At 61.7% G+C, this 26,926-nt stretch carries 23 protein-coding genes; 15 read left to right on the forward strand and 8 right to left on the reverse strand.

Translation table 11 applies throughout. The features are described from left to right. The first annotated feature begins 31 nt into the window (after positions 1-31). A complete protein-coding gene (locus V8359_RS09500; protein ID WP_336428519.1) occupies positions 32-2,032 on the forward strand; it encodes a hydantoinase/oxoprolinase family protein in 2,001 nt (666 codons plus the stop codon). Positions 2,033-2,101: 69 nt separating this feature from the next. Here the strand turns inward: V8359_RS09500 and V8359_RS09505 are convergent, their stop codons facing one another. Further along, positions 2,102-3,004 (reverse strand): LysR substrate-binding domain-containing protein, encoded by a 903-nt coding sequence (locus tag V8359_RS09505; RefSeq protein ID WP_336428520.1) that lies wholly within the window; start codon positions 3,002-3,004, stop codon positions 2,102-2,104. Positions 3,005-3,092: 88 nt separating this feature from the next. On the opposite strand from V8359_RS09505, the gene V8359_RS09510 reads away from it, so the two are divergent. From V8359_RS09510 to V8359_RS09540, 7 genes are all read left to right on the forward strand, one after another. After that, entirely contained in the window at positions 3,093-4,607 is a 1,515-nt protein-coding gene (locus V8359_RS09510) for a trimethylamine methyltransferase family protein (protein ID WP_336428521.1), read from the forward strand. A 79-nt stretch (positions 4,608-4,686) separates the two neighbouring features. After that, entirely contained in the window at positions 4,687-5,883 is a 1,197-nt protein-coding gene (locus V8359_RS09515) for a glycine C-acetyltransferase (RefSeq protein WP_336428522.1), read from the forward strand. Next, positions 5,880-6,806, forward strand: a complete 927-nt coding sequence (locus V8359_RS09520; protein WP_336428524.1) for a PLP-dependent cysteine synthase family protein — start codon at positions 5,880-5,882, stop codon at positions 6,804-6,806. The genes V8359_RS09515 and V8359_RS09520 overlap by 4 nt, the downstream gene beginning before the upstream one ends. Positions 6,807-6,814: 8 nt before the next feature. After that, positions 6,815-7,843, forward strand: coding sequence for an L-threonine 3-dehydrogenase (gene tdh, locus V8359_RS09525; protein WP_442970349.1), 1,029 nt, complete (start codon positions 6,815-6,817; stop codon positions 7,841-7,843). Between the two features lie 3 nt (positions 7,844-7,846). Beyond that, on the forward strand, positions 7,847-8,677 hold the full coding sequence (locus V8359_RS09530; RefSeq protein WP_336428526.1) for an isocitrate lyase/PEP mutase family protein: 831 nt from the start codon (positions 7,847-7,849) through the stop codon (positions 8,675-8,677). Next, complete coding sequence (locus V8359_RS09535) at positions 8,670-11,120, forward strand: GcvT family protein (RefSeq protein WP_336428528.1); 2,451 nt, start codon at positions 8,670-8,672, stop codon at positions 11,118-11,120. The genes V8359_RS09530 and V8359_RS09535 overlap by 8 nt, the downstream gene beginning before the upstream one ends. A gap of 16 nt (positions 11,121-11,136) precedes the next feature. After that, positions 11,137-12,114 (forward strand): GlxA family transcriptional regulator, encoded by a 978-nt coding sequence (locus V8359_RS09540; protein ID WP_336428529.1) that lies wholly within the window; start codon positions 11,137-11,139, stop codon positions 12,112-12,114. Between the two features lie 35 nt (positions 12,115-12,149). Here the strand turns inward: V8359_RS09540 and V8359_RS09545 are convergent, their stop codons facing one another. Beyond that, the gene (locus V8359_RS09545) at positions 12,150-12,668 is read right to left on the reverse strand and encodes a glutathione peroxidase (RefSeq protein WP_336428530.1); all 519 of its coding nucleotides are present in this window, start codon (positions 12,666-12,668) and stop codon (positions 12,150-12,152) included. A gap of 551 nt (positions 12,669-13,219) precedes the next feature. Here V8359_RS09545 and V8359_RS09550 point away from each other — a divergent pair. From V8359_RS09550 to V8359_RS09565, 4 genes are all read left to right on the forward strand, one after another. Continuing rightward, positions 13,220-13,783, forward strand: a complete 564-nt coding sequence (locus tag V8359_RS09550) for a hypothetical protein (RefSeq protein ID WP_336428531.1) — start codon at positions 13,220-13,222, stop codon at positions 13,781-13,783. Between the two features lie 315 nt (positions 13,784-14,098). Next, positions 14,099-14,548, forward strand: coding sequence for a peptide-methionine (R)-S-oxide reductase MsrB (msrB, locus tag V8359_RS09555; RefSeq protein ID WP_336428532.1), 450 nt, complete (start codon positions 14,099-14,101; stop codon positions 14,546-14,548). Further along, positions 14,545-15,045: a peptide-methionine (S)-S-oxide reductase MsrA gene (msrA, locus tag V8359_RS09560; RefSeq protein ID WP_336428533.1), complete on the forward strand. Its 501-nt coding sequence runs from the start codon at positions 14,545-14,547 to the stop codon at positions 15,043-15,045. The genes msrB and msrA overlap by 4 nt, the downstream gene beginning before the upstream one ends. A 46-nt stretch (positions 15,046-15,091) precedes the next feature. Next, positions 15,092-16,300, forward strand: coding sequence for a cation:proton antiporter (locus tag V8359_RS09565; RefSeq protein ID WP_336428534.1), 1,209 nt, complete (start codon positions 15,092-15,094; stop codon positions 16,298-16,300). Here V8359_RS09565 and V8359_RS09570 read toward each other — a convergent pair. Further along, positions 16,279-17,772, reverse strand: a complete 1,494-nt coding sequence (locus V8359_RS09570; protein ID WP_336428631.1) for a malonate--CoA ligase — start codon at positions 17,770-17,772, stop codon at positions 16,279-16,281. The two genes, V8359_RS09565 and V8359_RS09570, sit on opposite strands and share 22 nt — an antisense overlap. Positions 17,773-17,836: 64 nt before the next feature. Here V8359_RS09570 and V8359_RS09575 point away from each other — a divergent pair, with 64 nt between their 5' ends. Beyond that, on the forward strand, positions 17,837-18,760 hold the full coding sequence (locus tag V8359_RS09575; RefSeq protein WP_336428535.1) for a DMT family transporter: 924 nt from the start codon (positions 17,837-17,839) through the stop codon (positions 18,758-18,760). A 42-nt stretch (positions 18,761-18,802) separates the two neighbouring features. On the opposite strand, the gene V8359_RS09580 is transcribed toward V8359_RS09575, so the two are convergent. The 5 genes from V8359_RS09580 to V8359_RS09600 all read right to left on the reverse strand — a co-directional run bounded on the left by V8359_RS09580 (position 18,803) and on the right by V8359_RS09600 (position 24,332). Further along, complete coding sequence (locus V8359_RS09580; RefSeq protein WP_336428536.1) at positions 18,803-20,128, reverse strand: NAD(P)/FAD-dependent oxidoreductase; 1,326 nt, start codon at positions 20,126-20,128, stop codon at positions 18,803-18,805. Beyond that, positions 20,125-20,940 carry an ABC transporter permease gene (locus V8359_RS09585; RefSeq protein ID WP_336428537.1) on the reverse strand — a complete coding sequence of 272 codons (816 nt, stop codon included), beginning with the start codon at positions 20,938-20,940 and terminating at the stop codon, positions 20,125-20,127. Before V8359_RS09585 ends, V8359_RS09580 begins: the two co-directional genes overlap by 4 nt. Continuing rightward, entirely contained in the window at positions 20,937-21,839 is a 903-nt protein-coding gene (locus V8359_RS09590; RefSeq protein WP_336428632.1) for an ABC transporter permease subunit, read from the reverse strand. Before V8359_RS09590 ends, V8359_RS09585 begins: the two co-directional genes overlap by 4 nt. A 178-nt stretch (positions 21,840-22,017) precedes the next feature. Continuing rightward, entirely contained in the window at positions 22,018-23,142 is a 1,125-nt protein-coding gene (locus V8359_RS09595; RefSeq protein WP_336428538.1) for an ABC transporter ATP-binding protein, read from the reverse strand. A 104-nt stretch (positions 23,143-23,246) separates the two neighbouring features. Beyond that, on the reverse strand, positions 23,247-24,332 hold the full coding sequence (locus V8359_RS09600) for a polyamine ABC transporter substrate-binding protein (RefSeq protein WP_336428539.1): 1,086 nt from the start codon (positions 24,330-24,332) through the stop codon (positions 23,247-23,249). Between the two features lie 148 nt (positions 24,333-24,480). On the opposite strand from V8359_RS09600, the gene V8359_RS09605 reads away from it, so the two are divergent. Beyond that, positions 24,481-25,161, forward strand: coding sequence for a GntR family transcriptional regulator (locus tag V8359_RS09605; protein ID WP_336428540.1), 681 nt, complete (start codon positions 24,481-24,483; stop codon positions 25,159-25,161). A 106-nt stretch (positions 25,162-25,267) separates the two neighbouring features. Then, complete coding sequence (locus V8359_RS09610) at positions 25,268-26,662, forward strand: aspartate aminotransferase family protein (protein WP_336428541.1); 1,395 nt, start codon at positions 25,268-25,270, stop codon at positions 26,660-26,662. Positions 26,663-26,926 lie beyond the last annotated feature (264 nt).

Consider the following 26,926-nt stretch of genomic DNA (forward strand, 5'->3'; position numbering starts at 1 on the left):
AACCCTTGCCGAGACAACAGGAGACGGGTGCATGGCGCTTTTGCTTGGGGTGGATACGGGCGGAACCTATACTGACGCGGTATTGATCCGCGACGAGACCGAGGTGATCGCCACGGCCAAGTCTCTGACCACACGGCATGACCTTGCCATCGGCATCGGCGGCGCGGTCGAGGCGGTTCTGGCTCAAAGCGGTGCGGATGTGTCTGAAATCGGTCTGGCCTCACTCTCGACGACACTTGCTACAAATGCGCTGGTCGAAGGGCAGGGCGGGCGCGTTGGCCTTGTCTATGTCGGGTTCAAGGAGCGCGACCTTGAGGCTCACGGTCTTCGTGAGGCGCTCTCGGGCGACCCGGCGCTCCTGCTCAGTGGTGGTCACAGCCATGCGGGTGGTGAGACGGCCCCGCTCGACCTCGATGGGCTTGCGCGCTGGCTCGCTCAGGATCAAGGCATCTCCGCCTTTGCCGTCGCCGCGCAGTTCGCAACGCGAAACCCGGCGCATGAACTGGCCGTGGCCGAGATGATCCACGATGTCACCGGGCGGCCTGTCTCGTGTTCGCATCATCTCTCGGCGCGGCTCAATGGCCCGAAGCGGGCCCTGACGGCGGTGCTGAATGCGCGCCTTATCGGAATGATCGCGCGCCTGATTGACCGCGCCGAAGGCAAGCTGCGGGAGCTTGGCGTCACAGCGCCGCTGATGGTGGTGCGCGGTGACGGAGCGTTGATCAGTGCCGATCAGGCCCGTGCCCGCCCCATTGAAACCATTCTGAGCGGTCCCGCCGCCTCAATCGTTGGCGCCCGCTGGATGACGGGGGCCGAATTCGCCCTTGTGTCGGATATCGGCGGCACCACCACGGATGTGGCAGTGCTTCGCGAAGGGCGACCGGCGATCGACCCTGCGGGCGCGCGCGTCGGACCGTGGCGCACCATGGTCGAGGCGGTGGCGATGCGCACCACCGGGCTTGGCGGCGACAGTGAGGTGCATGTCGAGGACGAAGGCCTCAAAGGCGGCCTGACACTTGGCCCGCGCCGTGTCGTGCCGGTCAGCCTGATTGCCGCCGAGGCGCCCGGTGTCGTGCATGCGGCCCTTGAGGAACAGGTGCGCAGCGCGGCCCCGGGCGAGTATGACGCCCGTTTCCTGCGTGCCGTGCCGGGGATGGAGGCCGATGGTTTGCAGGATCGCGAGGCGGCGTTGCTGGCCCGGATTGGCGATAGCGTGCATCCTGTGGGCCGTGTTTTGCGCACCCGGATGGAGGCACAGGCGCTCAGGCGGCTGGTGGCGCGTGGGCTGGTGCAGGTTGCGGGCCTCACCCCCTCGGACGCGAGCCATGTGCTCGGACAACTCGACAGCTGGGACAGTGAGGCCGCGCGAATGGCACTTGAACTCACCGGGCGCAAGCGCACCGGTGCGGGCAACATGCTCTGCCCCGATCCGGTGCAACTGGCCCGTTTGATCGTGGATCAGCTGACACACCAGACCTCGCTTGCCTTGCTGGAGTCGGCGTTCGACGAGGACCCGCATGATTTCAAAGAGCCCGCGGTCAACCTCGCGCGTCACGTCCTCACTCAGCGGGGCCTTGACGGGCATCGCGGCCTTGTGCGGCTTTCGGCGGGACTCGACGTGCCGGTCGTCGGCCTTGGCGCCTCGGCCCGAACCTATTATCCGGCGGTCGGGGCGCGGCTGGGATGCGAGATGGTCCTGCCCGAATATGCCGGCGTCGCCAATGCCATCGGGGCCGTGGTGGGGCGCGTCACCATCCGGCGTAGCGGCACCATCACCGTGCCGGGTGAAGGTCGGTATCGGGCGCATCTGGAAACCGGGCCCGAAGATTTCACGACCGTGGACACCGCGATCGAAACCCTGCTGTCCCACCTCCGCAAGGAGGCGCGCTCCGAGGCTGTCGCCGCAGGCGCCGAAGATATTCAGATCAAGGATCATCGCGATATCCGCAAGGCGCAGGCCGAGGGGCGCGAGGTCTTTCTCGAAGCTGAAATCACCGTCGAGGCGTCGGGTCGTCCGCGCATCGCGGAATGACTTCGCTGGGCCCGTGGTCTTTCTTCTTGCCGAAAATATCCCCGCCGGAGGCATGAAAATCAAAGCGTCTCACACGGCGAGCGCCACCAGCCAATCCCGCACTTGCTTTGCTTCGGGGCTGAGCGGGCGCGACGCCGACCAGACAAGATAGAAGCCTGCCCCCGTTTCCCAAGCCCAGTCCTCGCGCATCGTCAAAAGCCCTTGGGACGTAAGAGTTTCGGTCGTATGCCGCCAACCAAGCGCAAAGCCTTCGCCGGCCATCGTCGCTTGCAACACAAGCGCATAGTCATTCAGTCTCAGACCCTTGTGAGGGGCCTTTACGGTCAGGTTCCAATGGGCAAAGAACTCGGCCCATCCGGGCCGGTGACGAACCGGTTCCTCCAAGTGGATGAGCGGCAGACTCAGCAGATTGGCCAGCGTGCGAAGATGCGCCGCCGCGGCCATAACCCGTGGCGCGGCAATGGGGGCGATCACCTCGGGTGCGATCCTGTGGCAATGGCATCCCGGCCACTCGCCATGGCCCCGGCGAATGGCGAGGCTGATCCGCTCCGCGTCCATGTCGGGTTCCCTGTCTGAGGTTTGCAGCCGCAGGTCGATGTCCGGCTGCGCCTCGTGAAATCGGGCAAGGCGTGGCACCATCCAGTAATGCGCAAACGCGGTCGAGGCCGAAAGGGTCACATGGTTTTGATCACCGCGTGACGCGATCATGATTGCGGTCTGATGTATCCGGGCAAAGCCCGCCGCCACATCCGCATAAAGCCGCTCGCCCGCCTGTGTGAGCGTGACCGCACGATGCGCGCGCAGGAAAAGGGCGGTGCCCAACGAGGTTTCCAATTGTTTTATCGCTGCGGAAACGGCGGGTTGCTGCACGTTGAGTTCCCGCGCGGCACGGGTGAACGACCCGGTGCGCGCCGCGGCCTCGAACACCAGAAGATGCCGCGGTGAGGCGACCAGTTTCCATAGATCATGCATAAGCTGTGTTTATCCAAAGCGTTGAATTTTGCAAGGATCACAGGGCGGAAAAGCTTGTATAGATTGATTTGCTCAGAGGGGGGATCGCATGGCAAGACGTGTGAGATCGCGGCGCGACACCGGGGCTGCATTGTCGGCGTTGCCGTCGCCGCATGTGCGGCGGGGCCTGCCCTTCTTCGACGTGATCGACGAAGAGACCCTCGTCAGGCTCGAAGCGCAGGTGAATTGGCTGATCGAAGTGAACGGAGTCGAATTTCGCGACGACCCCGAAGCGCATCGCATCTGGAAAGACGCCGGTGCCGACATTCAGGGCACGCGCGTGCGCGCCGATGCCCAGTGGATTCGCGAGCTGTGTGCCAAGGCGCCCAGTGAATTCACCCAAGTGGCCCGCAATCCCGCTCGGTCGGTCACCATCGGCGGCACGCATCAGGTGTTTGCGCCGATCTATGGCGCGCCCTTCGTGCGCGACCTTGCCGGCGGGCGGCGCTACGGCGACATGGCAAGTTTCGAGAAGCTGGTAAAGCTCGCCTACATGCATCCCAATCTGCATCACACGGGCCTCGTGATCTGTGAGCCTTGCGACGTGCCGGTCAGCCATCGACACCTCGACATGATCCTGTCCCACATGACCGCCTCGGACAAACCGCATCTGGGTGCGATCACCGAAATGAGCCGCGCACAGGACAGCGTCGACATGGCCGAGATTCTGCACGGCCGCGATGTCATGGACCGGCAATGCGTCATCATGGGCAACGTCAACACCAACTCGCCGCTCTTGGTGGACAAGGTCGTGACCGAGGCGATCCGGGTTTATTGCGGTCGCGGACAGGGGATCATCGTGGTGCCGTTCATCCTTTCGGGTGCCATGGGGCCGGTCAGCACGGCGGCCAGCGTGACCCAAGCCATGGCCGAAGCGATGATGTGCTGCGCCTTCGCTCAGCTTGTCAGGCCGGGTGCGCCCTTTGTGCTGGGCAACTTCCTGTCGTCGATGAGCCTCAAGAGTGGGGCCCCCACCTTCGGCATGCCCGAGCCGGTGATCTCGAACTATGCCATCGGTCAGATGGCGCGCCGCGTGGGGCTTCCCCTGCGCTGTGGCGGGTCGCTGACCGCCTCCAAGATCGAAGACGCGCAGGCCGCCTACGAATCCGCCGATTCGATGCACTCGACCGCGCTGGCCGGTGCTCATTTCGTGTTGCACGCCGCCGGCTGGCTCGAAGGTGGGCTCTGCACCGGCTTCGAAAAGTTGGTGATGGATGCCGACCGGCTCGGTGCGTATCAGAAGTTTCTGGGCGGGCTTGATGCCAGTGACGAGGCATTGGCAAGAGATGCCTATAAGGAGGTCGACCCGGCGGGTCATTTCCTTGGATGCGCGCACACCATGCGCAACTACCAGACAGCCTTCTATGAACCGGCCCTCAGCGACAGCGAGAATGTCGAAAGCTGGGAGGACGGGGGCTCGATGGATATGCGCGTCAGGGCTCATGCCCGCTGGAATGCGCTGCTTGATGCCTATCAGCCGCCGAAGCTCGATGAGGCCAAGGAAGAAGAGCTGCGCGCCTATGTTGCCCGTCGAAAATCTGAGATACCAGAGGCATGGTATTGAAGCTGGATACAGGCGGGCTCCCATGGACCTGCCCCCCGTATCGGGAGGGATCCGGCGGTAAGAAACACAGGAGAGCGATATGCGCGCTGCCGATAGGTTCAACGACGACATCAACGACCGCCTCGACGGGTTAAGGTCCGACGGGCTTTACAAGAGTGAGCGGGTCATCACCTCGATGCAGGCCGGTGAGGTAACACTGGCCGGCGGGAATGAGGTGATCAATCTCTGCGCCAATAACTATCTGGGCCTTGCCGATGATCCCCGCATCATTGCCGCTGCCCATGACGCGCTTGACCGTTACGGGTTTGGCATGGCCTCGGTGCGCTTCATCTGCGGCACGCAGGAAGAGCACAAGGCGCTCGAAGCACGTATCGCGGGGTTTCTGGGCAAGGAGGACAGCATCCTCTATGCCGCCGCTTTTGACGCCAACACCGGACTTTTCGAAACCATCCTCGGCCCCGAGGACGCGATCATTTCGGATGCGCTTAACCACGCCTCGATCATCGACGGCGTGCGGCTCTGCAAGGCGCAGCGGCTGCGCTATGCCAATTCCGACATGGCCGATCTTGAGCGGTGCCTGAAAGAGGCAAGCGGCGCGCGCCACCGCCTGATCGCGACCGATGGCGTGTTTTCCATGGATGGCTACTATGCAAGGCTGGACGAGATCTGTGATCTGGCCGATCGGTATGACGCCATGGTCATGGTGGACGATTGCCATTCCACCGGCTTCGTCGGCCCCACCGGGCGTGGCACCGCCGAGAAATTCGGTGTGACCGACCGGGTCGATATCATGACCGGGACGCTGGGCAAGGCGCTGGGCGGGGCCTCGGGTGGTTACACAGCGGCAAGCGCGCCGGTGGTGGACTGGCTGAGGCAAAGGTCGCGCCCCTATCTCTTTTCGAATACGCTCGCGCCGGTCATCGCTGCGGCGTCCCTCAAGGTTTTTGACCTGCTTGAGGATGGCGGTGAACTGCGAACCCGCCTTTGGGAGAATGCCGCCTATTTCCGCGAGAAAATGGGCGCACTCGGATTCGAGCTTCTGCCCGGTGAGCACGCGATCATCCCCGTCATGCTGCGCGATCCGAAACTGGCACAGGAGATGGCCGCGCGACTGGGCGAAGAGGGGGTTTACGTCACCGCCTTCAGCTTCCCCGTCGTGCCGCGCGATCAGGATCGCATCCGCACACAGATGAGCGCGGCGCTCACCCGCGACATGCTCGACCGCGCGATCGCGGCATTCGAGAAGGTGGGCCGTGAGCTGGGGGTGATCTCGTGATCCTGCCATCGGTCATAGACGCAATCGGCGGCACCCCTTTGGTCGAGCTGAGCCGTATCAGGGACGAATTGGGCCTTGAGGGCCGGCTTCTGGCCAAGCTCGACAACCTGCTGCCGGGCTATTCCAAGAAGGACCGCGCCGCCCGTGCCGTCATCGAAGACGCCCGCGCAAGCGGTGACCTGTCCGAGGGGCAAACCGTGGTCGAACTGACCTCGGGGAACATGGGCACCGGGCTGGCCATCGTCTGCTCTGTGCTTGGCCATCCCTTCGTCGCAGTGATGAGCGAGGGAAATTCGCCTGAACGCGCGCGGATGATGCGGGCGCTTGGCGCCGAGGTCGTGCTTGTCCCACAGGCCGAGGGCGCCCGCCCGGGTGAGGTTTCGGGCGCCGATCTTGCGCTGGTGGATAAGGCCGCGACACGCCTCACCAAAGAGCGTGGCGCCTTCCGTGCCGATCAGTTCCGGGGGCCCGCGAACCCGCGCGCCCATGAAACCGGCACCGCGCCCGAGATATGGGACCAATCCGGCGGTTCGATCACCGCGTTTTGCGATTTCATCGGCTCTGGCGGAACCCTGGGCGGCTGTGCCCGCTATCTTGGGCCAAAAGGTGTCCGCCTTTACGGTGTCGCCCCCGAAAGGCCCGATCACCCGATACAGGGTGGCGGTTACGGAATGCCCGAGCTTGCACATCTTGCGCAGGTCGATCTGGCGGGAACGGTCACTGTTTCGGGGCATGACGCGCGTGAGAACGCCCGCCGCCTTGCCCGTCACGAAGGTATCTTCGGTGGCTACTCGGCTGGCGCCAACCTTGCCGCGGCCATCGACCTTCTCAAAGGGCCCGAACGGGGCGGCACCGTTGCCTTCGTCGTCTGCGACAGCGGGCTCAAATATCTGTCAACCGACCTCTGGGAGGACGCGGCATGAAGAACGAAATGAAAGCACTCGTCAAAGCCAAACCCGAGCCGGGCCTTTGGATGGAATACGTGCCCGTGCCCGAGCCGGGGCCGAACGACGTGCTGATCAAGGTCAGGAAATCGGCCATTTGCGGGACCGATGTGCATATCTGGAAATGGGACGAGTTCAGCGCCAAGACCGTGCCGGTGCCCATGGTAGTGGGTCACGAATTCGTGGGCGAAATCGTTGATATGGGACCGGCGGCCACCAAATACCGCAAAGGTCAGCGGGTGAGTGGCGAAGGCCATATCGTCTGTGGAACCTGCCGCAACTGCCGCGCGGGCCGCGGGCATCTTTGCCGCAACACCAAAGGTGTCGGCGTGAACCGCCCCGGTAGCTTTGCCGAATACCTCTGCATCCCCGAGGACAACGTCGTGCCCATTCCCGACGATATCCCCGACGAGATCGCGGCCATCTTCGACCCCTTCGGCAACGCCGTGCACACCGCGCTCAGCTTCGATCTGGTGGGCGAGGACGTGCTTGTGACAGGTGCTGGCCCCATCGGGATCATGGGGGCGCTGGTGGCGCAGAAAGTGGGCGCGCGCAAAGTCGTGATCACCGATATCAACCCCTATCGCCTCGATCTGGCGCGCCGGATGGGCGTGCAACACGTCGTGGATGTCAGCAAGGAAGAGCTGCGCGGCGTGATGGATGATATCGGCATGACCGAGGGCTTTGATGTGGGCCTCGAGATGTCTGGGGCTGCGGCGGCCATGCAGCAGATGATCGCGCGCATGAACAACGGCGGCAAGATCGCCCTGCTTGGCATTGCACCAACCGAGTTCGCGGTCGACTGGAACACGCTCATCTTCAAGATGTTGCATGTCAAAGGCATCTACGGGCGCGAGATGTTCGAGACTTGGTACAAGATGATCGCGCTTGTGCAGTCGGGCCTCGATGTGTCGGGCCTTATCACCCATCGGATCGGAATCGACGACTTCGAAGAGGGATTCGCCGCGATGATCTCGGGCAATTCCGGCAAGGTCGTGATGGATTGGGAAGGATAGAAAATGGCCGATATAGGCTCTGTTTTTCGCGATTTGCACAGGCCGGGAAAGCCCTTCGTTCTGGTGAACGCGTGGGACATGGGATCGGCCCGCATGGTCGAAGCCTTGGGCGCTGAGGCCATCGCAACCACCTCGGCCGGCCATGCCTTTACCCAAGGCCGCGTCGATGGCGGAACGCTGACCCGTGACGAAGCGCTTGCCCATGCTGCCGATCTTGTGAGTGCGGTCGGTATCCCCGTCTCCGGCGATTTCGAAAACGGCTTCGGTGAGCCGCCCGATCACGTGGCCGGGACCATCCGCCTTGCCGCCGAGGCCGGGCTGGCCGGGTGTTCGATCGAGGATACGGCGCTACCCGCCTTCACGCCCTACGCCACCGATCTCGCCGTAGAGCGCATCCGGGCAGCGGCCTCAGAGGCCCGCGCCCTGCCGCGCGATTTCGTGCTGGTGGCCCGCGCCGATGGCCTCATGCTGGGTCAGTATGATCTGGCCGAGGCCATCCGCCGCATTCAGGCGTTCGAGGCCGCGGGCGCCGATTGCGTCTATGTTCCGGGCTTGCCCGACGCAGATGCAGCAAAACAGGTGATCGCAAGCGTATCCGTGCCTGTGAACATCCTTGCAAGTGGCTCGCTTTCGGCTCTGACACACGCGGATTTTGCGGAAATGGGTGCGGCGCGTCTCTCGGTCGGGGGGTCGCTCGCTCGCGTCGCCTATGGCGCGGCCATCACCGCCACGCGCGGCCTGCTCAGCGGAGATTTCACCGGGCTTTCGCGGGCCATGGATGAAGATGACATCAACGATCTATTGACGAAAAACCACGGAGACCAAGATGCCTGAAGTCCTGAAAGAAGGTGAAGCCGGGGGCAAGACGCTCCCCTCGCACACACGGGTGGTTGTGATCGGCGGCGGCGTGGTCGGCTGCTCGATCCTGTTTCACCTCGCCAAGTTCGGCTGGAAGGATGTCGTTCTTCTGGAACGCGATGAGCTGACCAGCGGATCAAGCTGGCACGCCGCGGGGCAAATCCACACGATTTCAAGCGACCCCAACATCAGCCGCCTTCAGGGCTACACCATCGACCTCTACAAGGAGATCGAGGAAACCAGCGGACAGTCGGTCGGCCTGCATATGACCGGCGGCTTCTATCTTGCATCGAACAAGACATGGTATGACTACCTCAAGCGTGAACGCTCCAAGGCGCGCTATATGGGCCTCAATCAGGAATTCATCTCGCCCGAAGAGCTGGCCCGCCGTCATCCGCTTATTGACCCAAAACACTACCTTGCCGCCCTTTGGGATGATCAAGATGGCGATCTTGATCCATCGGGCGCCACTTATGCCTTTGCCAAGGCCGCGCGGCATCACGGCGCGCAATATTTCACGCATTGCGGTGTCACAGAGACGAAACAGCGCCCCGACGGAAGCTGGGACGTGACCACCCCCAAGGGCGTCATCAACGCCGAGCATATCGTCAATTGCGGGGGCCTCTGGGCGCGCGAGGTGGGGCATATGCAGGGGCTCAACATCCCCGTGCAACCGATGGAACATCACTACCTTATCACCGAAGCGATCCCCGAAATTGCCGAGCGCAGTGAGCGCCTGCCTTGCGGCATCGACTACGAAGCCAATATCTATTTCCGGCAGGAGCGGCAGGGGATGCTCTTGGGCACCTACGAGCCGCGCGGCACGCCATGGAAGGTCGACGGCACGCCGTGGGACTTCGGTCACGAACTGCTTCCCCCCGACCTAGACCGTATCGCCGACCGGCTGGAACTCGGGTTCGACCGGATTCCGGCGCTGGGGCGCGCAGGGATCAAGGACATGATCAACGGGCCCTTCACCTTCGGCCCGGATGGCAACCCGATGATCGGGCCGGTGCCTGGCATGACCAATTACTGGTGCGCGGTCGGTGTCATGGCGGGCTTCTGTCAGGGCGGCGGCGTGGGTCTCACCATGGCCGAATGGATGATCGACGGTGAACCCTCGATAGATGTCTGGGCGATGGACGTGGCGCGCTTCGGTGACTGGGCCAGCCCCGATTGGGGCACCGTCAAATCGACCGAGAATTACGAGCGCCGCTTCGTCATGACATTCCCGAACGAGACCCTGCCCAAGGGCCGCAAGCAGAAAACCACGGCGCTTTATGACCGTCTCGTGGCCAAGGGCGCGATCATGGATCAAGGCTTCGGGCTTGAGCATGCGCTCTGGTTCGCCGACGGCCCGGAGGATGCCCACGAGGTTCCCTCGTTCGAGCGTAACCGCTCTTTCGACTATGTGAAACGCGAGGTCGAAGCCGTGCGCTCTGACGTCGGGGCCATCGAGATCGCCAACTTTGCCAAGCACGAGTTCAAGGGCACTGGCGCGCGCGCCTTCCTCGACCGCGTTCTGGCGGGGCATGTGCCCAGGCCGGGCCGCCTGACGCTCACTCCGATGCTGACCGAGAAAGGTAAGCTTTACGGTGATCTCACGGTGGCCTGCCTTGCCGAGGATCATTTCATGCTCTTCGGATCGGGCGCCATGCAAGAAGCGCACCGCCGCTGGTTCGAGGCCCGCCTGCCCGACGATGTAGCCTATGAAAATGTCTCGGATGACTGGCACGGAATCGCGATCTCGGGGCCCAGATCGCGTGATCTTCTGCAACAGATCACCCGCAAGGATGTCTCGGCCGAGGCGTTCAAATTCCGCGACCTCGATCAGTGCTATGTCGGAGATGTGCCGGTGATCCTGAACCGGATCAGCTTCTCGGGGGAATTGGGCTACGAGATTTATTGCAAGCCGCAATACCTCATCCGTCTGTCCGAGGCGATCGAAGAGGCGGGCGCCGATCTCGGCCTGCGCTGGTATGGGGCGCGTGCCCTCATGTCGATGCGGCTGGAAAAGGGCTGGGGGGCTTGGGCGCTCGACTTCCGGCCTGACTTCAACGCGGTTGAAAGCGGGCTCGACGCCTTCATCAACTGGAAAAAGGATTTCATCGGCAAAGCCGCCGCCGAAGAACAGCGTGCTTCGGGTGCCGAAAAGAAACTCGTAACCCTTGTCATCGACGTGGACGGCATCGACGTCAGCAACGATGAGGCGATCCTGAGGAATGGCGACGCTGTCGGATACGTCAGCTCGGGTGGATATGCCCACCATGTCGGGAAATCTGTCGCAATGGGGTATATCCCGTCGGAAATGGCTAAGGACGGTGTGGAGTTACAGGTAGAGATTCTGGGCGAAATGTATGACGCGCGCGTTCAGGGCGCGCCGCTCTATGACGCCAACGGAGCCAATATGCGCGCCTGAATGAAAGGATCCCGGAATGCTGGAGGATAGACCCAAACGCTATGTCTTCCTGTTGATTCCGGGATTTTCACCCCTTGGTCTCACCTGCGCCCACGAGGCGTTGGCGCTGGCCAACCGTTTTGCCGACGGCCGCACCTATTACGACTGGCTGTTCCTGAGTGAGGATGGTGCGCCGGTCACCGCGTGGAACGGGGTGCAGGTGGGGGTGGATGCGGGGCTGATCGACCTTCACCGCGATGATACGCTGATCGTGTGCGCCGGTGTCGATGCGCTGGCCGGGAGCACCAAGCGCATCCTCAACTGGCTTCGGCGCGAAACCCGCCGGGGTATAGATTTCGGCGGGATCAGCGCGGGCACTTATACGCTGGCCTTGGCCGGGCTTTTGAATGGCAGGCGCGTGACGACCCATTGGGAATACGCCAGCGCCATGGCCGAAACCTTTCCCGATGTCGATGTGCAGGATGTGATCTATGCCGTGGACGACCGGATATTCAGTGCCGCCGGAAGTGCAAGCTCGATGGATTTGATGCTGGACCGTATCCATACCGATTACGGGGCCGACCTTGCCGCGTGGGTGGCCGATCAGATGGTTTATCCCGCCCCGCGCCCCGAAAGCCAGTCACAGCGGGGCTTTCTTCCCAGTCAGCCCGGCGTGCGGCAATCCGGGCTGTCCGTAGCCATCGAGATCATGCGCCATAACCTTGAGGAGCCGCTTCGCCCGACCGAGATCGCCGGCTTGGTAGGGGTGTCCACGCGACAGCTTGAACGGCTTTTTCAACGGTATCTCGGCACGTCGCCAAACAAGTATTATCTCAGTTTGCGGCTTGAGAAGGCGCGCAATCTTCTGGCGCAAACGAACCTGAGCCTGATGGAAATCTGCCTGTTATGCGGGTTCAAGGCACCATCGCATTTCTCGAAAAGCTATCGTCGCGCCTATGGCATGCCACCAAGCCGTGATACGGGCGGTTCGAACCTTCTCATGTCGCGCAAGTGATCCGGGCGCGCGCGCTGCACGGCAGGTCCGCGGCTTCAGTCAAGAAACCTTTCGATCTCGCGAGTGATCCGGGTCGCCATCGGGCGCACAGGGCTGCCATAAGTGGCCGCAACGCGGCCATCGGGGGCGATCAGGATCTTGTTGAAATTCCACGAGGGCGCGAACCCCGTTTCGGATTTCACCGACTGATAAAAGGGATGGGCTTCTGTGCCCCGCACCGATGTGATGCCGGTCATCGGCATGTCGATCCCGTAGGTGAGCGTGCAGAACTCCTTGACCTCCGCGTCCGACTTCAGCTCTTGGCGGAAGTCGTCGGACGGCACGGCAAGCACAACAAGCCCCTGATCGCGGTATCGGTCATAAAGCGCCTGAAGCTCTTCGTATTGACGCGTAAAGGCACAGCGCGACGCCGTATTGACCACGAGGATCGGTTGCCCGTCCCACTCCGACAGGCTGAGCGTGCCGCCATCTATGTTCTGGAACGGGGCCTTGAGGTCAAGCGCGGCTGCGGGCAGGCCCCACAGAAGGACGCATAAGGCGGTGATAAGGCGCATGGCACGATTCCTTGTCGTGTTAAAAGTATCCGTCTTGCATGATCGGTCTTGAGGTTATTCGCTAACGCAGAACATAGTGCTCGTGGTGAAATTGGTAGCGAGCGAATGACGGCAGTCAGCCCGAAGCGGACGACGTCAGTTGCTCTACCGACGGTTATACGTGGACTGGAAGGCACAGAACTTTCCTCTGCTTGCCCCTTGAGGCGTAAGCGTCAGTCAGGCTATCGAAAGGCATAGAGTGTTTTGCGGCTCTGCAGTTCATTAACGCGGACGCTACAGGAGCATTGATCGTGGGAGAGGCGAAAATCAGGAGCCGCCGGCGGGAGGAGATCCTTTCCTCACACCCTCGGTGCATTTATTGCCCATCTACCCATGCAAGCACGCTCGAGCACATGCCGCCACGCGGTCTATTCAAAGACAAACAACGTCCCAGTGGCTGGGAATTTCCCGCATGCTCAGATTGCAATGAGGGAAGTCGTGGAGCAGATGCCGTCGCTGAGATGCTATCATTGATCCAACCTTTCGAGGAAGATCGATGGCAGTTTGAGAGAATGAAGAAAGTTCTGCCATCAGTAAAGAAGCACGCACCTCGCGCCTATCAGGAAATCAGTTCAAATAGGAAAGCAAAGTCGCGCTGGATTAAAAGCCGTGGATTACTGAGGGATGTGGTCGAGGTCACAGCGGATGGTCCAAGCACAGTCGCTCACTTAGACGCATTCGCGGGTAAGATGGCTTTAGCTGCGTTCGCAGAACTCACAGGGCGACCGATTGAGCTTGATGGCACGCTGTTTACGCAGTGGTATTTGAACGTTGGCCTCAGTCAAGAGGCCTACCATAACCATCTCAGTATCCTGCCAAGTTTCTCTAAATTGCAGCAAGGCAAGATGACTTCGGATGGCCAATTCTGGCTGCACTATAACACTGATATGAAATCGATCATTGCAGCGCTTATTGTGTTTCATGGCAACTTAAGTGTCATGGCCATTGCCTCAGATGGCGAACCTTACAAGCAGGCGCTGGTTGATGTCCTGGACGACATTTCCGGACCAAATCGGCCGGGGTCTCGTTTGATGCATCCCATTGACCTGAAGCTTGATAGCCTACGAGATATGTGACCGACGCAAGATGTGAGCGGACTTCTGCTGCGTCTGACGCAATCTGCGGTTTCGGGTCGCTGAAAGGTCTTTATCACACGACTTTGCAAAGTGCGCTATCTGCGCATAGCTGCCGTAGCCTCGTCAACGTCGACTTACGAGTCCGCTCAGGTGTGCGGTGTGCGTGGGAAAATAATGACCTACGGACGCCTGTCACTCTCCCGAAAAACGCGGCGGTGGCATGATGGGATCACCCAAGAGTGAAAGCCGTGAAATAACCCTTTGCTTCTGTCCCGATGCCCCCATTTAATGACCATGAACCGCAAGGAGGGACTCATGGCGAAATATGAAAAGTCACCTGATGCGCTCGCGGCCCTCGACGCCGAGCAATTCCGTGTCACACAGGAAGGTGGCACAGAACGCCCCGGCACCGGCAAATATCTCGACAACAAGGCGCCGGGCATCTACGTCGATATCGTTTCGGGCGAGCCGCTTTTCGCCTCGTCTGACAAGTATGAATCGGGCTGTGGCTGGCCCAGCTTTACCAAGCCGATCGAACCTGCCCACGTGGCCGAGCTGCGCGATACCTCGCACGGGATGGTGCGCACCGAGGTGCGTTCGGCTCACGGCGACAGCCATCTGGGCCACGTCTTTCCCGACGGGCCGCAGGACAGGGGCGGGCTACGCTATTGCATCAATTCCGCCTCGCTCAGGTTCATCCATCGCGATGAGATGGAGGCCGAAGGCTATGGCGATTATCTGGATCAAGTGGAGGACGTGACATGACTGAACGCGCTGTATTTGCCGGGGGCTGTTTCTGGGGCATGCAGGATCTCATTCGCAAGCTCGACGGGGTGGTGTCCACCCGTGTGGGCTATACCGGTGGCGACGTGCCCAACGCCACCTATCGCGACCACGGCACCCATGCCGAGGGGATCGAGATTCACTTCGACCCCAAGCGCATCAGCTATCGCGACCTGCTGGAATTCTTCTTCCAGATTCATGATCCGACAACCCTCAACCGTCAGGGCAACGACACCGGCATCAGCTATCGTTCGGCGATCTATTATGTGAACGAGGGCCAGAAATACGAGGCCCTGCGCACGATCTCGGATGTCGAGGCCTCGGACCGGTGGCCCGGCAAGGTCGTGACCGAACTTGAGCCCGTGGGCGACTTCTGGGAGGCCGAACCAGAGCATCAGGATTATCTCCAACGGTTCCCTCAGGGCTATACCTGCCATTTCCCGCGCAAGCAGTGGGTTCTGAAACGCCAAGACGCCTGACAGTGCAAAGGCTGGCCGCAACGAAACGGGCCGGATGATGCCCGGCATGTCGCTGATCGCAGGGGTGCTGGCCGGGATTCTTTTCTTCTCGCTGCTTTCCGAGCGGCTCCAGCGTAGCGCAATCACGCTGCCGATCTTCTTCACCGCGCTCGGCTACGGGATGACGCAAATCCCCGACACGAGTATTGCGGCACTGAGCGATCATGGGATGCTTCTGACCTTGACCGAGGCGACATTGGTCTTGGTCCTGTTTTCTGACGCTAGCCACGTGCGGCTTCGCGATCTTTGGCGCAGCGCGGCCTATCCCGCGCGTATGCTGCTGATCGCCATGCCGCTGGCGATTCTGCTGGGCGCGGGGGTGGCGCGGTTCATGACGCCCGAGGCGCCTTGGGTGATCACGCTTCTGCTCGCCGCGATTCTGGCCCCGACCGATGCCGCGTTGGCACAGGCTGTGACCTCGTCCGAAAAGGTTCCGGCCCGCCTGCGGCGCAGTATCGAGGTCGAAAGCGGGCTCAATGACGGGCTGGCGTTGCCGATGGTGCTGGCGGCGGCGGTCGTGGCCGTCGAGGTGCTGGGCGTCACGGGCGCGCAGGTTCCGGCCAATCTTGGCCTCTTCACCCTGAAACAGATAGTACTCGGCCCCCTCGCAGGCATTGTGGTGGGCTGGGTCGCGGCGCGGGCGCTGGATTTGGCAATGACCACGAAGTCGATCTCGCCGGCCTATGACGGTCTGGTCTTTCTTGCCGCAGCCTTCCTTGCGTTCGCGGTGGCCGGTGCGATCGGCGGCAACGGCTTGATCGCGGCCTTCGTCGGCGGGCTGACCTTTGGACATGCCCTTCGGACCTCCACCAGCTTCATCTCCGAGTTCATGTCGGCCGAGGGCAAGCTCCTGACCATGCTCAGCTTCACGATCTTCGGGGCCGCTATGGTGCCCGATGGGCTCGCGCATGCCAGTTGGGCCACGGTCGGGGCGGCGGTCTGTTTCCTCACGATCGTGCGCATGGGGCCTGTCTGGCTCTCGCTTGCGGGAACCGGGCTGCGCCCCTGCGAGAAGCTTTTTCTTGGCTGGTTCGGGCCACGCGGATTGGCCTCGGTGCTATTCTCGCTTCTGGTGCTCGAAAAATTTCAGCTTCCCCATATCGAAGAGCTTGTCGCCTGCGTGGTGCTGACGGTGATCCTGTCGGTGGTCCTACATGGAATTTCCGCGCGGCCGCTTGCAAGCCTCGTCAAGGATCAGGAAAACAGCGACGCGTGACCCTCGCGCAGCGCCTTTTTCTGCACCTTGCCCATCGTGTTGCGCGGCAACTCGTCCACCATGATCACGCGCTTGGGCTGCTTGAACCGCGCCAGACCGCTTGCAAGGGCGGCCTGAATGTCGGCCTCGTCAATCCCGCCATCGGGCACGACAACGGCGACGACCGCCTCGCCCAGATCGGGATGCGGCACACCGATTACGGCGCTTTCACGAACGCCCGGTAGCGCGTCGATCACGCTCTCGACCTCCTTGGGATAGACGTTGAAACCACCGGTGATGACCATGTCCTTTTCGCGGCCCACGATCGTCACATACCCGTCGGCATCCACCATCCCTTGATCGCCGGTGATGAACCAGCCGTCGGGCCGAAGCTCTTCTGCCGTCTTTTCGGGCATCTGCCAATATCCCTGAAACACGTTGGGGCCGCGCACTTCGATCACGCCGATCTCGCCTTGTGACACCTCCGTGCCGTCGCGCATCACCCGAAGCTCGACACCGGGTAGGGGGCGGCCCACCGTGCCGGCCCGCCGCTCACCATCAAGCGGGTTCGACGTGTTCATATTGGTTTCGGTCATGCCATAGCGTTCAAGGATGCGGTGCCCTGTCGCGGCCTCCCACCGTTCATGCGTTTCAACCAGAAGCGGTGCCGAGCCGGACACGAAAAGCCGCATGGCTTGCGTGCGCTCTTGGGTTAGGCCGGGATGATCGAGCAGGCGGGTATAGAAGGTCGGCACCCCCATCAAGGCGGTCGCCTCCGGCATCGCCGCTATGATCGCATCCGCATCGAAGCGGGGCAGGAAATGAACCGACGCCCCGGCCAGAAGCGCCACGTTCGTCGCCACGAAAAGCCCGTGGGTGTGAAAGATCGGAAGCGCATGAATCAGCACGTCCCTCTCGGTAAATCCCCAGACTTGGCACAGCGTCTCCGAGTTCGAGGCGAGGTTGGCATGTGACAGCATCGCGCCTTTGGACCGGCCCGTGGTGCCCGAGGTGTAAAGGATCGCAGCAAGGTCATCCGGCCCGCGCGCCACCGCCCCGAACCGGCTTTCGCGTCTGGCGGCTACGGGCAATGTGCCCTCACCATCCGGGCCAAGGGTCATGACCACCGCATCGGCTGCCAGAGCGGCGACCTCGGCTTGGCTCGATGGGTCGCAAACCACCACGCGCGGCGTCGCGTCGCCTATGAAATAGGCCACCTCCGGCCCGGTATAGGCGGTGTTGAGCGGAAGAAACACGCCCCCCGCCATCACCGTCCCAAGATATAATTGCACCGCTTCAAGTGATTTCTCGACCTGCACCGCCACCCGGTCACCGGGATTGAGCCCCGCCGCCACCAGCGCCGCCGCCATTCGTTCGGCCCCTTCAAAGAGCGCCCCATAGGTCATGTCCGCGGCGCCCGGACGGGTGGCAAAGACCTTGTCCCGCGGTCCATTGGCGGCAAGTTTTCGGATCAGGTGATTGGCGTCATACATCGTGTCGGTCCCTCCCTTGACCTTCCATGCAACAAGGCGCAGACCAAAGGCAAGGAGACCCGACATGCACCCTGTCAAAGGCATCGCGCTCAAGCTTTGTGCCGTGATACTTTTCATATGTATGGCATCGCTGATCAAGGCCACCGCCGACCATGTTCCACCGGGCGAGGCGGTGTTTTTCCGCTCGTTCTTCGCGCTGCCGGTGATCGTCGGCTGGCTGATTGTGCGCGGCGATCTTGCCACGGGGCTGCGCGTGGTGTCACCCATGGGTCACTTCTGGCGCGGGTTCGTGGGCACGGCGGCGATGGGGCTGGGGTTCACGGCCCTTGGCCTGCTGCCGCTGCCCGAGGCGACGGCGCTGGGATATGCCGCGCCGCTTCTCACCGTGGTGTTCGCCGCGATGTTTCTGGACGAAAAGGTGGGCCTATTCAGGATCAGTGCGGTGCTCTTGGGTCTTGGCGGTGTCGTCATCGTGCTGAGCCCGCGGCTCACCGCCTTTGGCGGGGAAACGGTTCAGACGTTGCAGGCGGTCGGCGCGCTTGCGGCACTCACCGGGGCGATCTGCGCCGCGCTTGCCCAAATCTACATCCGCAAGATGGTCGCCACCGAACAAACCTCGGCCATTGTGTTCTACTTTTCGATCACCTCGGCCCTTCTGTCGCTCCTCACCGCGCCGTTCGGCTGGGTCATGCCGGATGGCCCCGAACTTGTGCTGTTGATAAGTGCGGGGCTTCTGGGGGGGCTGGGACAGATTTTCCTCACCTCCTGTTACCGGTTCGCCGATGCATCGGTCGTCGCGCCTTTCGATTATGCGTCGATGATCTTCGCCCTTGCGATCGGCTTCGTCATTTTCGACGAAGTGCCGACCTCGACCATGCTTGGCGGCGCGTCTCTGGTGATCCTTGCCGGTTGCCTGATCATCTGGCGCGAGCGGCAGCTTGGCCTGCGCCGCGAACGGTCGCGCGCGGTCAAGACACCACAAGGCTGAGATGGAAGCGGGCCTGATCCGACGGTCCGGCACAAGCCGCGGTCAATCGCCCCGCAACGTCGCCCATGCATAAAGCGGCCACATCAGTTTGCGCCGCTGTTGGCCCAGCGGCATCCGCTCGGGCGGGCGCGTCATGATCTCGGGATGAAGCCGTGTTGACGGGCGCTCGAGCACCTGATCGGCCAAAAGCGCGCCGGCATAGCTGGCCATCGCGACACCATTCCCGTGATAGCTCAGCGAGGTAAAGGCGCCCTCCATGCCGGGGATGGCGCCGGTATAGGGCGTCCGGTCCCACGAGATGCTCAGCAGACCGTTCCAGTAATGCTCGGCCTCCACATGCGACCACGCCGGAAACATCCGGTCGAAATGACCCTTGATGACGTTGAGCATATGCGCGTCGCCCTCGGGCGAACACCGCAGTCCCGCACGCATCCCAAAAAGCATCCGTTTGTTCGGCATCAGGCGGAAGTAGTGCAGGAAAAACCGATCATCATAACACATCTGGTTGGTGGTCCAGCCCTGTGCCTGCAACTCTTCATCGATCATTTCGCGGGTGACGATCACGTTCGACTGCGTCGGAAGATACCGCCCGCGCATCCAGTCGGGCAGGTCGTCCGAAGAATAGCCGTTGGTGGCCACGACGATGCGCCTTGCCCGGATCTGCGCGTGATCGGTCACAAGGGTGTAATCGCCTGATCTGTCGATCCGCCGCACCGGGCTTTGACCGAAAATCCGCACACCCGCCCGCATCGCCGCCCGCGCCAGGCCGTTCACATATTTGAACGGGTTGACCGCCACGCCGATGGGCGTCGTCATCGCCGCAAAGAAGGGGCCGCGCATACCGTTCTGCGAAAGCTCGGCCTCGGGGGTGATCTTCGGCGTCACGCCGAAATCCGCCTCGACCTGACGCGCCCGCGCTTCGAAGCCTTGGGCGGCCTTGCGGGTATGCGCCATAAGGTTTTCACCCTCGGAATGCATGTCCACATCAATCTCGTGTCGTGCCATGAGATCGCGGGCGAACTCGACCGAGGCGAGCTCGGCCTGGCACCATTCCTTGCGCGCGGCCTCTCCATAGGATCGGCGCAGCGCGTCGTCGCTTGCCGCGGTGCCACCAAGGCAGCAGAACCCGCCATTGCGCCCCGACGCGCCCCAGCCCGGAAACTCCGCCTCAAGGACCACGACATCGGCCCCCGCCTCGGCCATGTGCAACGCACAGGAAAGGCCGGCAAAGCCCGCCCCGATCACCGCCACATCGGCGCGTATCTCGCCGCGTGCCTTGGGCACCTCGACCGGTTCGGCGGTGGTGGGCCAATAGCAGTTTTCGCGCGGGGCCGCGCCATAGGCGTGGGCGGGGTAAATCCTGCTCATCCGCGCATCGCCGCGCGTTCCTCGGCCTCCTGCCGAAGCGTGGCGCGCTTCGAGATGAGTGATGCACTGATCACACCGACGGTCACGATGGCGATCATGATCGTCGAGAGCGCGTTGATTTCCGGGCTGACGCCCAGACGCACCGCCGAGAAGATCTTGATCGGCAGGGTGGTGGCCGACGGTCCGGCGGCAAAGGATGCGATCACAAGGTCATCAAGGCTGAGCGTGAAGGCCAGAAGCCAGCCTGATATCACCGCAGGCGCGATGATCGGCAAAGTGACAAGCCGGAACGCGGTAAAGGGCGTGCAGCCAAGGTCAAGTGCGGCCTCCTCGAGCGAGCGGTCGAAACTCACCAGCCGCGACGAGACGACGACGGAAACATAGCACATCGAAAACGTCGTATGCGCGAGCACGATGGTCAGAACCCCCCGGTCCAGCCCGATCCCGATGAACAGGAGCAGAAGCGACAGGCCGGTGATCACCTCGGGCATCACCAGCGGCGCATAGATCATCCCCGAGAAAAGCGTCCGCCCGAGGAACCGCCCCGACCGGACCAGAACATAGGCCGCCATCGTCCCCAGCACCGTGGCGATGGTCGACGAAAAGACCGCCACCTTGATCGTGACCCACGCGGCGTTCAAAAACGCCTCGTTCTGGATAAGTTCACCATACCACCGGGTCGAGAAGCCGCCCCAAACCGTCACCAGCTTCGAGTCGTTGAAGCTGTAGACCACGAGGATCACCATCGGCAGGTAAAGAAACGCAAAGCCCAGCGTCAGCGAGACCGTGTTGAACCATGTCGTGCGCGTCATCCCTCGGCCTCCCTCTGCTTCTGCTGGTTCCTCTGGAACAGGATGATCGGGATGATCAGGATAAGCAGCAGAACCACGGCCACCGCGCTTGCCACCGGCCAGTCACGGTTGTTGAAGAACTCTTCCCAGAGCACCTTGCCGATCATCAATGTGCGCGAGCCGCCCAGAAGCGAGGGAATGACGAACTCGCCCAGCGCCGGAATGAAGACAAGGAAAGACCCCGCGATGATCCCCGATTTCGAAAGCGGCACAGTGATCAGCCAGAAGGCAGAAATGCGCGAGCATCCCAAATCCTCTGCGGCCTCCAAAAGGCTCACATCCATCCGTTCAAGCGATGCATAGATCGGCAGGATCATGAAGGGCAGATACGTATAGACGATGCCGATATAGACCGCGACATTCGTGTTGAAGATCGTAAGCGGCTCGGAAATCACGCCCGTCCACATCAGCACCTGATTGAGATAGCCCTCGGTCGAAAGAATGCCCATCCACGAATAGACCCGGATCAGGAACGACGTCCAGAACGGCAGGATGACAAGCATCAAAAGGGTAGGCCGCCAATGTGTCGGCGCATTGGCCATGCCATAAGCGATCGGATAACCGACCAGAAGCGTCATCACAGTCGAGAGGAACGCGATCTGAACCGACGACAGATACGCCTTCCAATAAAGATCATCCGTGGTCAGAAACTCGAAATTCTCAAAATCCAGCCCGGCGAAGAAATCCTTGATCCCCTGCCAACCCTCTCCAAGGTCAAGTGTCGGCGTATAAGGCGGAATGGCCAGCGCGATGTCGCTCAGGCTGATCTTCAGAACGATGATGAACGGCACAAGAAACAGCGCGAGAAGCCAGTAATACGGCACCACGACAATCGCGAGCGCGGCGATACGATCACGCATCCTGCTTGGTGTAATGGCCAGCAATCCTATGGCCAAAAGCACCGCGATGACGGCTCTGCCATGAGTGAACACAACCGTATCCAACCGCCACGGATTCAGGATCAGGACGGCCGCGGCATAGACGACAAGGCCGATGACCGCGGTCAGGATCGTCAGGTTCACAAAGCGCAACATGCCCTCACCCCTCCAAAAGGACGCCGGCGGTGGCAGTCCAGCTTAGCCATACCTCGTCCTCCCATGTGAAGGGACGGGCCGACAGGCGCCGGGTGTTGGCGGCCTGCGCCTTGATGATCTGCCCGCCCGGCAGTTCGACGTGATAGGTTGAAAGATTGCCGAGATACGCGATATCGAGAATTTTGCCCCGAACCGCATTCGGCAGGTCGTCGGGCTTTTCGGCGGAAATGCGCATCTTCTCGGGGCGGATCGCGAGGTAACAGGTCTGACCCGCGGTGAAGGTGATATCCGACTTCGCGTGCAGGTCCGGCTGATCCTCGGCAAACGCGATGTCATAGCCGTCGCCGCTCGGGGTGGCGCGGCCTTCGATGATCGTGACGTCGCCGATGAAATCGGCCACGTAGGCGGAATTCGGCATCTCGTAGATGCGCGCCGGCGTGTCGGCTTGAATGATCTTGCCGTCGTCCATCACCGCGACGCGGCTGGCAACGGTCATCGCCTCTTCCTGATCGTGGGTCACGATCACGAAGGTTGTGCCGGTCTTTTCCTGAATGTCCATCAATTCGAACTGCGTGTCCTGCCGCAGCTTCGCATCAAGCGCCCCCAGCGGTTCATCCAGAAGCAGAAGCTTCGGCGCCTTGGCGAGACTGCGCGCCAGCGCCACGCGCTGCCGCTGTCCGCCGGAAATCTGGTGCGGCTTGCGCTGTCCGAACTTTTCAAGCCGCGTCAGCTTGAGCATCTCGGCGACGCGCGCCTCGATCTTGTCCTTGGCAAGGCCGTCACGCTTGAGACCGAAGGCGATGTTGTCCCACACGCTCAGATGCGGAAACAAGGCATAGGACTGAAACATCATGTTCACCGCCCGCTTGTTCGGCGGGATGGGTGCGATGTCCTGACCACCAAGAAGGATCGTGCCCTCGGTCGGCTTCTCGAACCCCGCAAGCATACGCATCATCGTGGTCTTGCCACATCCCGACGGGCCGAGCAGGGCAAAGAATTCCTGCTCATAGATATCGAAGGTCTGATCGTCGATCGCCGTGAATGTCCCGAACCGCTTGGTGACGTTCTTGAACTGGATCAGAGGTTTCGCCTCTGGATCGTTCCACGGCTCAAAAGTCTTCTCGCCCATGACTGTCCCTTGTCCCTGTCGGAATGCCTTTGTTGGATCCCCCTTTATGTATGGGGGTAAAACACCCGCGCGGCCATGCCGCGCGGGTGTGATGCTGACGGGGTTCAGGTGCCCGACTTGATCTTGGTCCAGAGGCGCGTGACGATCCGCTGCACCTTCGCCGGATAAGGCGTCGTGGTATAGAGGTTCTCCAGCGTCTTTTCGTCCGGATAAACGGCAGGATCGCCGATCACATCCTCGATCAGAAGCTTCTGGGCGTCCTTGTTGCCATTGGCATAATAGACATAGTTCGAGGCCGCGGCGATGTTCTCGGGCTCCATGATGAAGTTCAGGAACGTGTGCGCGCCGTCGGGATTGGGTGCATCCACCGGAATCGCCATCTGGTCGAACCACATCAAAGCGCCTTCGGACGGCGCATTATACAGGATCACCACCCCGTTATCCGCTTCATCGGCGCGGTCACGGGCTTGAAGGATGTCCCCGGACCAGCCGAAGGCGACACAGATATCGCCGTTGGCAAGTGCGTTGATATATTCCGAACTGTGGAATTTCTGCACATAGGGGCGCACACCGGCCAGAACGTCTTCGGCCTTGGCGATAACGTCCGGGTCATGGCTGTCGGGGTCTTCGCCCAACCAGGCCAGGGCGGCCGGGATCATCTCGACCGGCGCATCAAGGAAATGCACACCGCACTCGGCCAGCTTTTCCATGTTATCGGGCTCGAAGATCAGGTCGAGAGACCCGACCGGGGGGTTTTCACCCAAGGCATCCGTCACCTTGTCGATGTTCACACCAATCCCTGTCGTGCCCCACATGTAATTGATCGAATACGCGTTATTCGGATCGTATTTCTCCGTGCGGGCCTCGATCGTGTCCCACATGTGTTCGATGTTGGGAAGCTTGGACTTGTCCAGTTTCTGGAACGCACCGGCAGAGATCTGGCGCTGCAGGAACGTGCCCGAGGGAACGACGACATCATAACCGGACCCGCCGGCCAACATCTTGGTTTCCAGAACCTCGTTGCTGTCGAACACGTCATAGATCAGGTCGATGCCGGTCTCTTCCTCGAACTTGTCGATAAGCTCTTCGTCGATGTAGTCGGACCAGTTATAGACGCGCACTTCCTCGGCATTCGCGGCCATTGCACCGAATGCCAAGGCGGTCGTCGTGGTCATTAGAAGTCTGTTCATCTTGTTCTCCCTTTTCGCGGCGTTATCTTTGCACCGTCGCAACGGATTTGATCAAACTATTTCTTCCGTTGCAATATGGTAATGCTTTCATGGGGTCGTTAAACTCGCAAGGGACGACGCCAAAATAGACGGATGGAGCCATCTGACATTGACCGAATTCGCTGACATTTCAGGCTCCGAAGCCCCGGCTCCGCCAAACCTGCCCGCCCATGAACTGGTGTACCGCAAACTGCGCGCGATGGTGCTGTTCGGCGACCTGTCTCCGGGGCAGGCGGTGACGATACAGGGGTTGGTGGATGAGCTGGGTGTCGGCATGACCCCGGTGCGCGAGGCGATCCGCAGGCTGGTGCCGCAGGGCGCGTTGGAGTCGCGGGGCAACCGCCGGGTCAGTGTGCCACTTCTCAAGGCGTCGAGTATCGCTCAGATTATCGTGGCCCGGCAATGGCTTGATCCCCATCTTGCCCTCAAGGCATGCGAGCGGGCGAGTGACGAGGACGTGGCCCATCTGGCAAGCCTCGACACCGCGCTTGATCGCGCCATCGAGACCGGGGATCACAGATCATATCTTGAGCTGAACTACCGGTTTCACAAGCATATGTACGACATGGCGGAGGCCCCGATTCTCGCCGAAATGGCCGAAGGTCTCTGGCTTCGGTTCGGACCCTCGATGCGGGTGGTCTGTGGCCGAATCGGCACCCAGAATTTGCCCGATCGGCACAAGGATACGGTAGAGGCCCTGCGCGCCCGCGATGCCGAAGCCGCGGCCCGCGCAATTCGCGAGGATGTGCTTCAGGGAATGGAGCAATTGCGCGCCGCATTCGACCAATAGGGGGCGTTCCGCTGATTCGGTTGACAATTCAGGATTTGATCATATTCTGCTGCGCAGACGCCGGCCACGGGCCGGGCACCCCGCTCTCAGCACGAAAGGTCCGTCCATGAACATGCTCACCAATCATCCGCCCACCGCCGAACTTCAGGCGCTTGACGCGGCCCACCACATGCACCCCTTCACCTCGGGGACCGAGCTCAAGGGCAAGGGCGCGCGCGTCATCACCCGCGCCCGCGGCGTGACGCTGACCGACAGCGACGGCAATCAGATGCTGGATGCCATGGCGGGTCTCTGGTGCGTCAATCTCGGCTATGGCCGGGATGAACTGGCCGACGCCGCGGCACGCCAGATGAAGGAACTGCCCTACTACAACACCTTCTTTCAGACGACCCACGTGCCCGCCATCGCGCTCTCGCAGAAGCTCGCTGAACTGGCCCCCGAAGGCATCAACAATGTCTTCTACGCCTCCTCCGGCTCCGAAGCGAATGACACCAACATCCGGCTGGTGCGCACCTACTGGGCCGAAAAGGGGCACCCCGAGAAAAAGATCATCATCTCGCGCCACAACGCCTATCACGGCTCCTCGGTCGGAAGCGCGAGCCTCGGCGGGATGAAACCGATGCACGCCCATGGCGGCCTGCCCATCGAGGATATCCACCACATAGAAGAGCCGAACTGGTATGCCCAAGGCGGTGACATGTCGCCCGAAGAGTTCGGCCTCGCCCGCGCCCGTCAGCTTGAAGAGGCGATCGAGCATTATGGCGCCCACCGGGTCGCCGCGTTCATCGGAGAGCCCGTGCAGGGCGCTGGCGGCGTGATCATCCCGCCCGAAACCTACTGGCCCGAGATTCAGCGCATCTGCGACAAGCACGGCATCCTGCTCATCGCTGACGAAGTGATCACCGGGTTTGGCCGCACCGGCAAATGGTTCGGCTCCGAAACCATGGGGATCAAGCCGCATATCATGACCATCGCCAAGGGTCTTTCGTCGGGCTATGCGCCCATCGGCGGTTCGCTTCTGTGTGACGAGGTGGCCCAAGTCATGAACGATTGCGATTTTGCCCACGGCTATACCTATTCCGGCCACCCCGTGTCCTGTGCCGTCGCGCTCGAAAACCTGCGCATCCTCGAGGAGGAAGGCATCGTTGAGCGCGCGGGGAGCGAAACCGCCCCCTACATCAAGGAGAAGTGGGAGGCGCTGGCCGATCACCCTCTGGTGGGCGAGGCCCGTATCATCGGCCTTATGGGCTCCATCGCGCTGAGCCCCGATCCCGCCAACCGCGCGCCCTTCAAGGCCGACACCGGAACCGCGGGCCTCATCTGTCGCGAACACTGCTTCGCAAGTGGCGTCGTCATGCGCCATGTCGGTGACCGGATGGTGATCTCGCCGCCGCTCGTCATCACCAAGGACGAAGTTGATACGTTGGTCGAACGCGCTTGGGCCGTGCTCGACAAGACGCACGCCGACTTGAAAGCACAAGGGCTGATGGAAGCCGGCTGAGGCGCCTGCGCAGGGTGGGCAATCTGCCCACCAACCCTACACGCCCCGGCCCCGAGCCGGGGCCTCGCACAACGCCTCATCAAAACCGTAGGGTGGGCATTCTGCCCACCCCAAGGCCCGTCCGGGGGTCAGGCCGAGCGCGGCACTTCGATCTCCGAAAGGGCGGGCTCTCCCGCACGATTCGTCTCCCTCCGCCCGGCAACCGCTCTGCCCCCAAATCCGGTGAACCCACCGGGCGTTGCGTAAATCATGGGGGGACCGTCC

The sequence above is a fragment of the Roseovarius sp. E0-M6 genome, from assembly GCF_037083845.1.
GTDB lineage: Bacteria > Pseudomonadota > Alphaproteobacteria > Rhodobacterales > Rhodobacteraceae > Roseovarius.

Bases quoted from the DNA above. Each gene is read 5' to 3' on its own strand.
- V8359_RS09500 (WP_336428519.1), top strand. From the start codon at position 32: ATGGCGCTTTTGCTTGGGGTGGATACGGGCGGAACCTATACTGACGCG.
- V8359_RS09505 (WP_336428520.1), bottom strand. From the start codon at position 3,004: ATGCATGATCTATGGAAACTGGTCGCCTCACCGCGGCATCTTCTGGTG.
- V8359_RS09510 (WP_336428521.1), top strand. From the start codon at position 3,093: ATGGCAAGACGTGTGAGATCGCGGCGCGACACCGGGGCTGCATTGTCG.
- V8359_RS09515 (WP_336428522.1), top strand. From the start codon at position 4,687: ATGCGCGCTGCCGATAGGTTCAACGACGACATCAACGACCGCCTCGAC.
- tdh (WP_442970349.1), top strand. From the start codon at position 6,815: ATGAAAGCACTCGTCAAAGCCAAACCCGAGCCGGGCCTTTGGATGGAA.
- V8359_RS09530 (WP_336428526.1), top strand. From the start codon at position 7,847: ATGGCCGATATAGGCTCTGTTTTTCGCGATTTGCACAGGCCGGGAAAG.
- V8359_RS09535 (WP_336428528.1), top strand. From the start codon at position 8,670: ATGCCTGAAGTCCTGAAAGAAGGTGAAGCCGGGGGCAAGACGCTCCCC.
- V8359_RS09540 (WP_336428529.1), top strand. From the start codon at position 11,137: ATGCTGGAGGATAGACCCAAACGCTATGTCTTCCTGTTGATTCCGGGA.
- V8359_RS09545 (WP_336428530.1), bottom strand. From the start codon at position 12,668: ATGCGCCTTATCACCGCCTTATGCGTCCTTCTGTGGGGCCTGCCCGCA.
- V8359_RS09550 (WP_336428531.1), top strand. From the start codon at position 13,220: ATGAAGAAAGTTCTGCCATCAGTAAAGAAGCACGCACCTCGCGCCTAT.
- msrB (WP_336428532.1), top strand. From the start codon at position 14,099: ATGGCGAAATATGAAAAGTCACCTGATGCGCTCGCGGCCCTCGACGCC.
- msrA (WP_336428533.1), top strand. From the start codon at position 14,545: ATGACTGAACGCGCTGTATTTGCCGGGGGCTGTTTCTGGGGCATGCAG.
- V8359_RS09565 (WP_336428534.1), top strand. From the start codon at position 15,092: ATGTCGCTGATCGCAGGGGTGCTGGCCGGGATTCTTTTCTTCTCGCTG.
- V8359_RS09570 (WP_336428631.1), bottom strand. From the start codon at position 17,772: ATGTATGACGCCAATCACCTGATCCGAAAACTTGCCGCCAATGGACCG.
- V8359_RS09575 (WP_336428535.1), top strand. From the start codon at position 17,837: ATGCACCCTGTCAAAGGCATCGCGCTCAAGCTTTGTGCCGTGATACTT.
- V8359_RS09580 (WP_336428536.1), bottom strand. From the start codon at position 20,128: ATGAGCAGGATTTACCCCGCCCACGCCTATGGCGCGGCCCCGCGCGAA.
- V8359_RS09585 (WP_336428537.1), bottom strand. From the start codon at position 20,940: ATGACGCGCACGACATGGTTCAACACGGTCTCGCTGACGCTGGGCTTT.
- V8359_RS09590 (WP_336428632.1), bottom strand. From the start codon at position 21,839: ATGCGTGATCGTATCGCCGCGCTCGCGATTGTCGTGGTGCCGTATTAC.
- V8359_RS09595 (WP_336428538.1), bottom strand. From the start codon at position 23,142: ATGGGCGAGAAGACTTTTGAGCCGTGGAACGATCCAGAGGCGAAACCT.
- V8359_RS09600 (WP_336428539.1), bottom strand. From the start codon at position 24,332: ATGAACAGACTTCTAATGACCACGACGACCGCCTTGGCATTCGGTGCA.
- V8359_RS09610 (WP_336428541.1), top strand. From the start codon at position 25,268: ATGAACATGCTCACCAATCATCCGCCCACCGCCGAACTTCAGGCGCTT.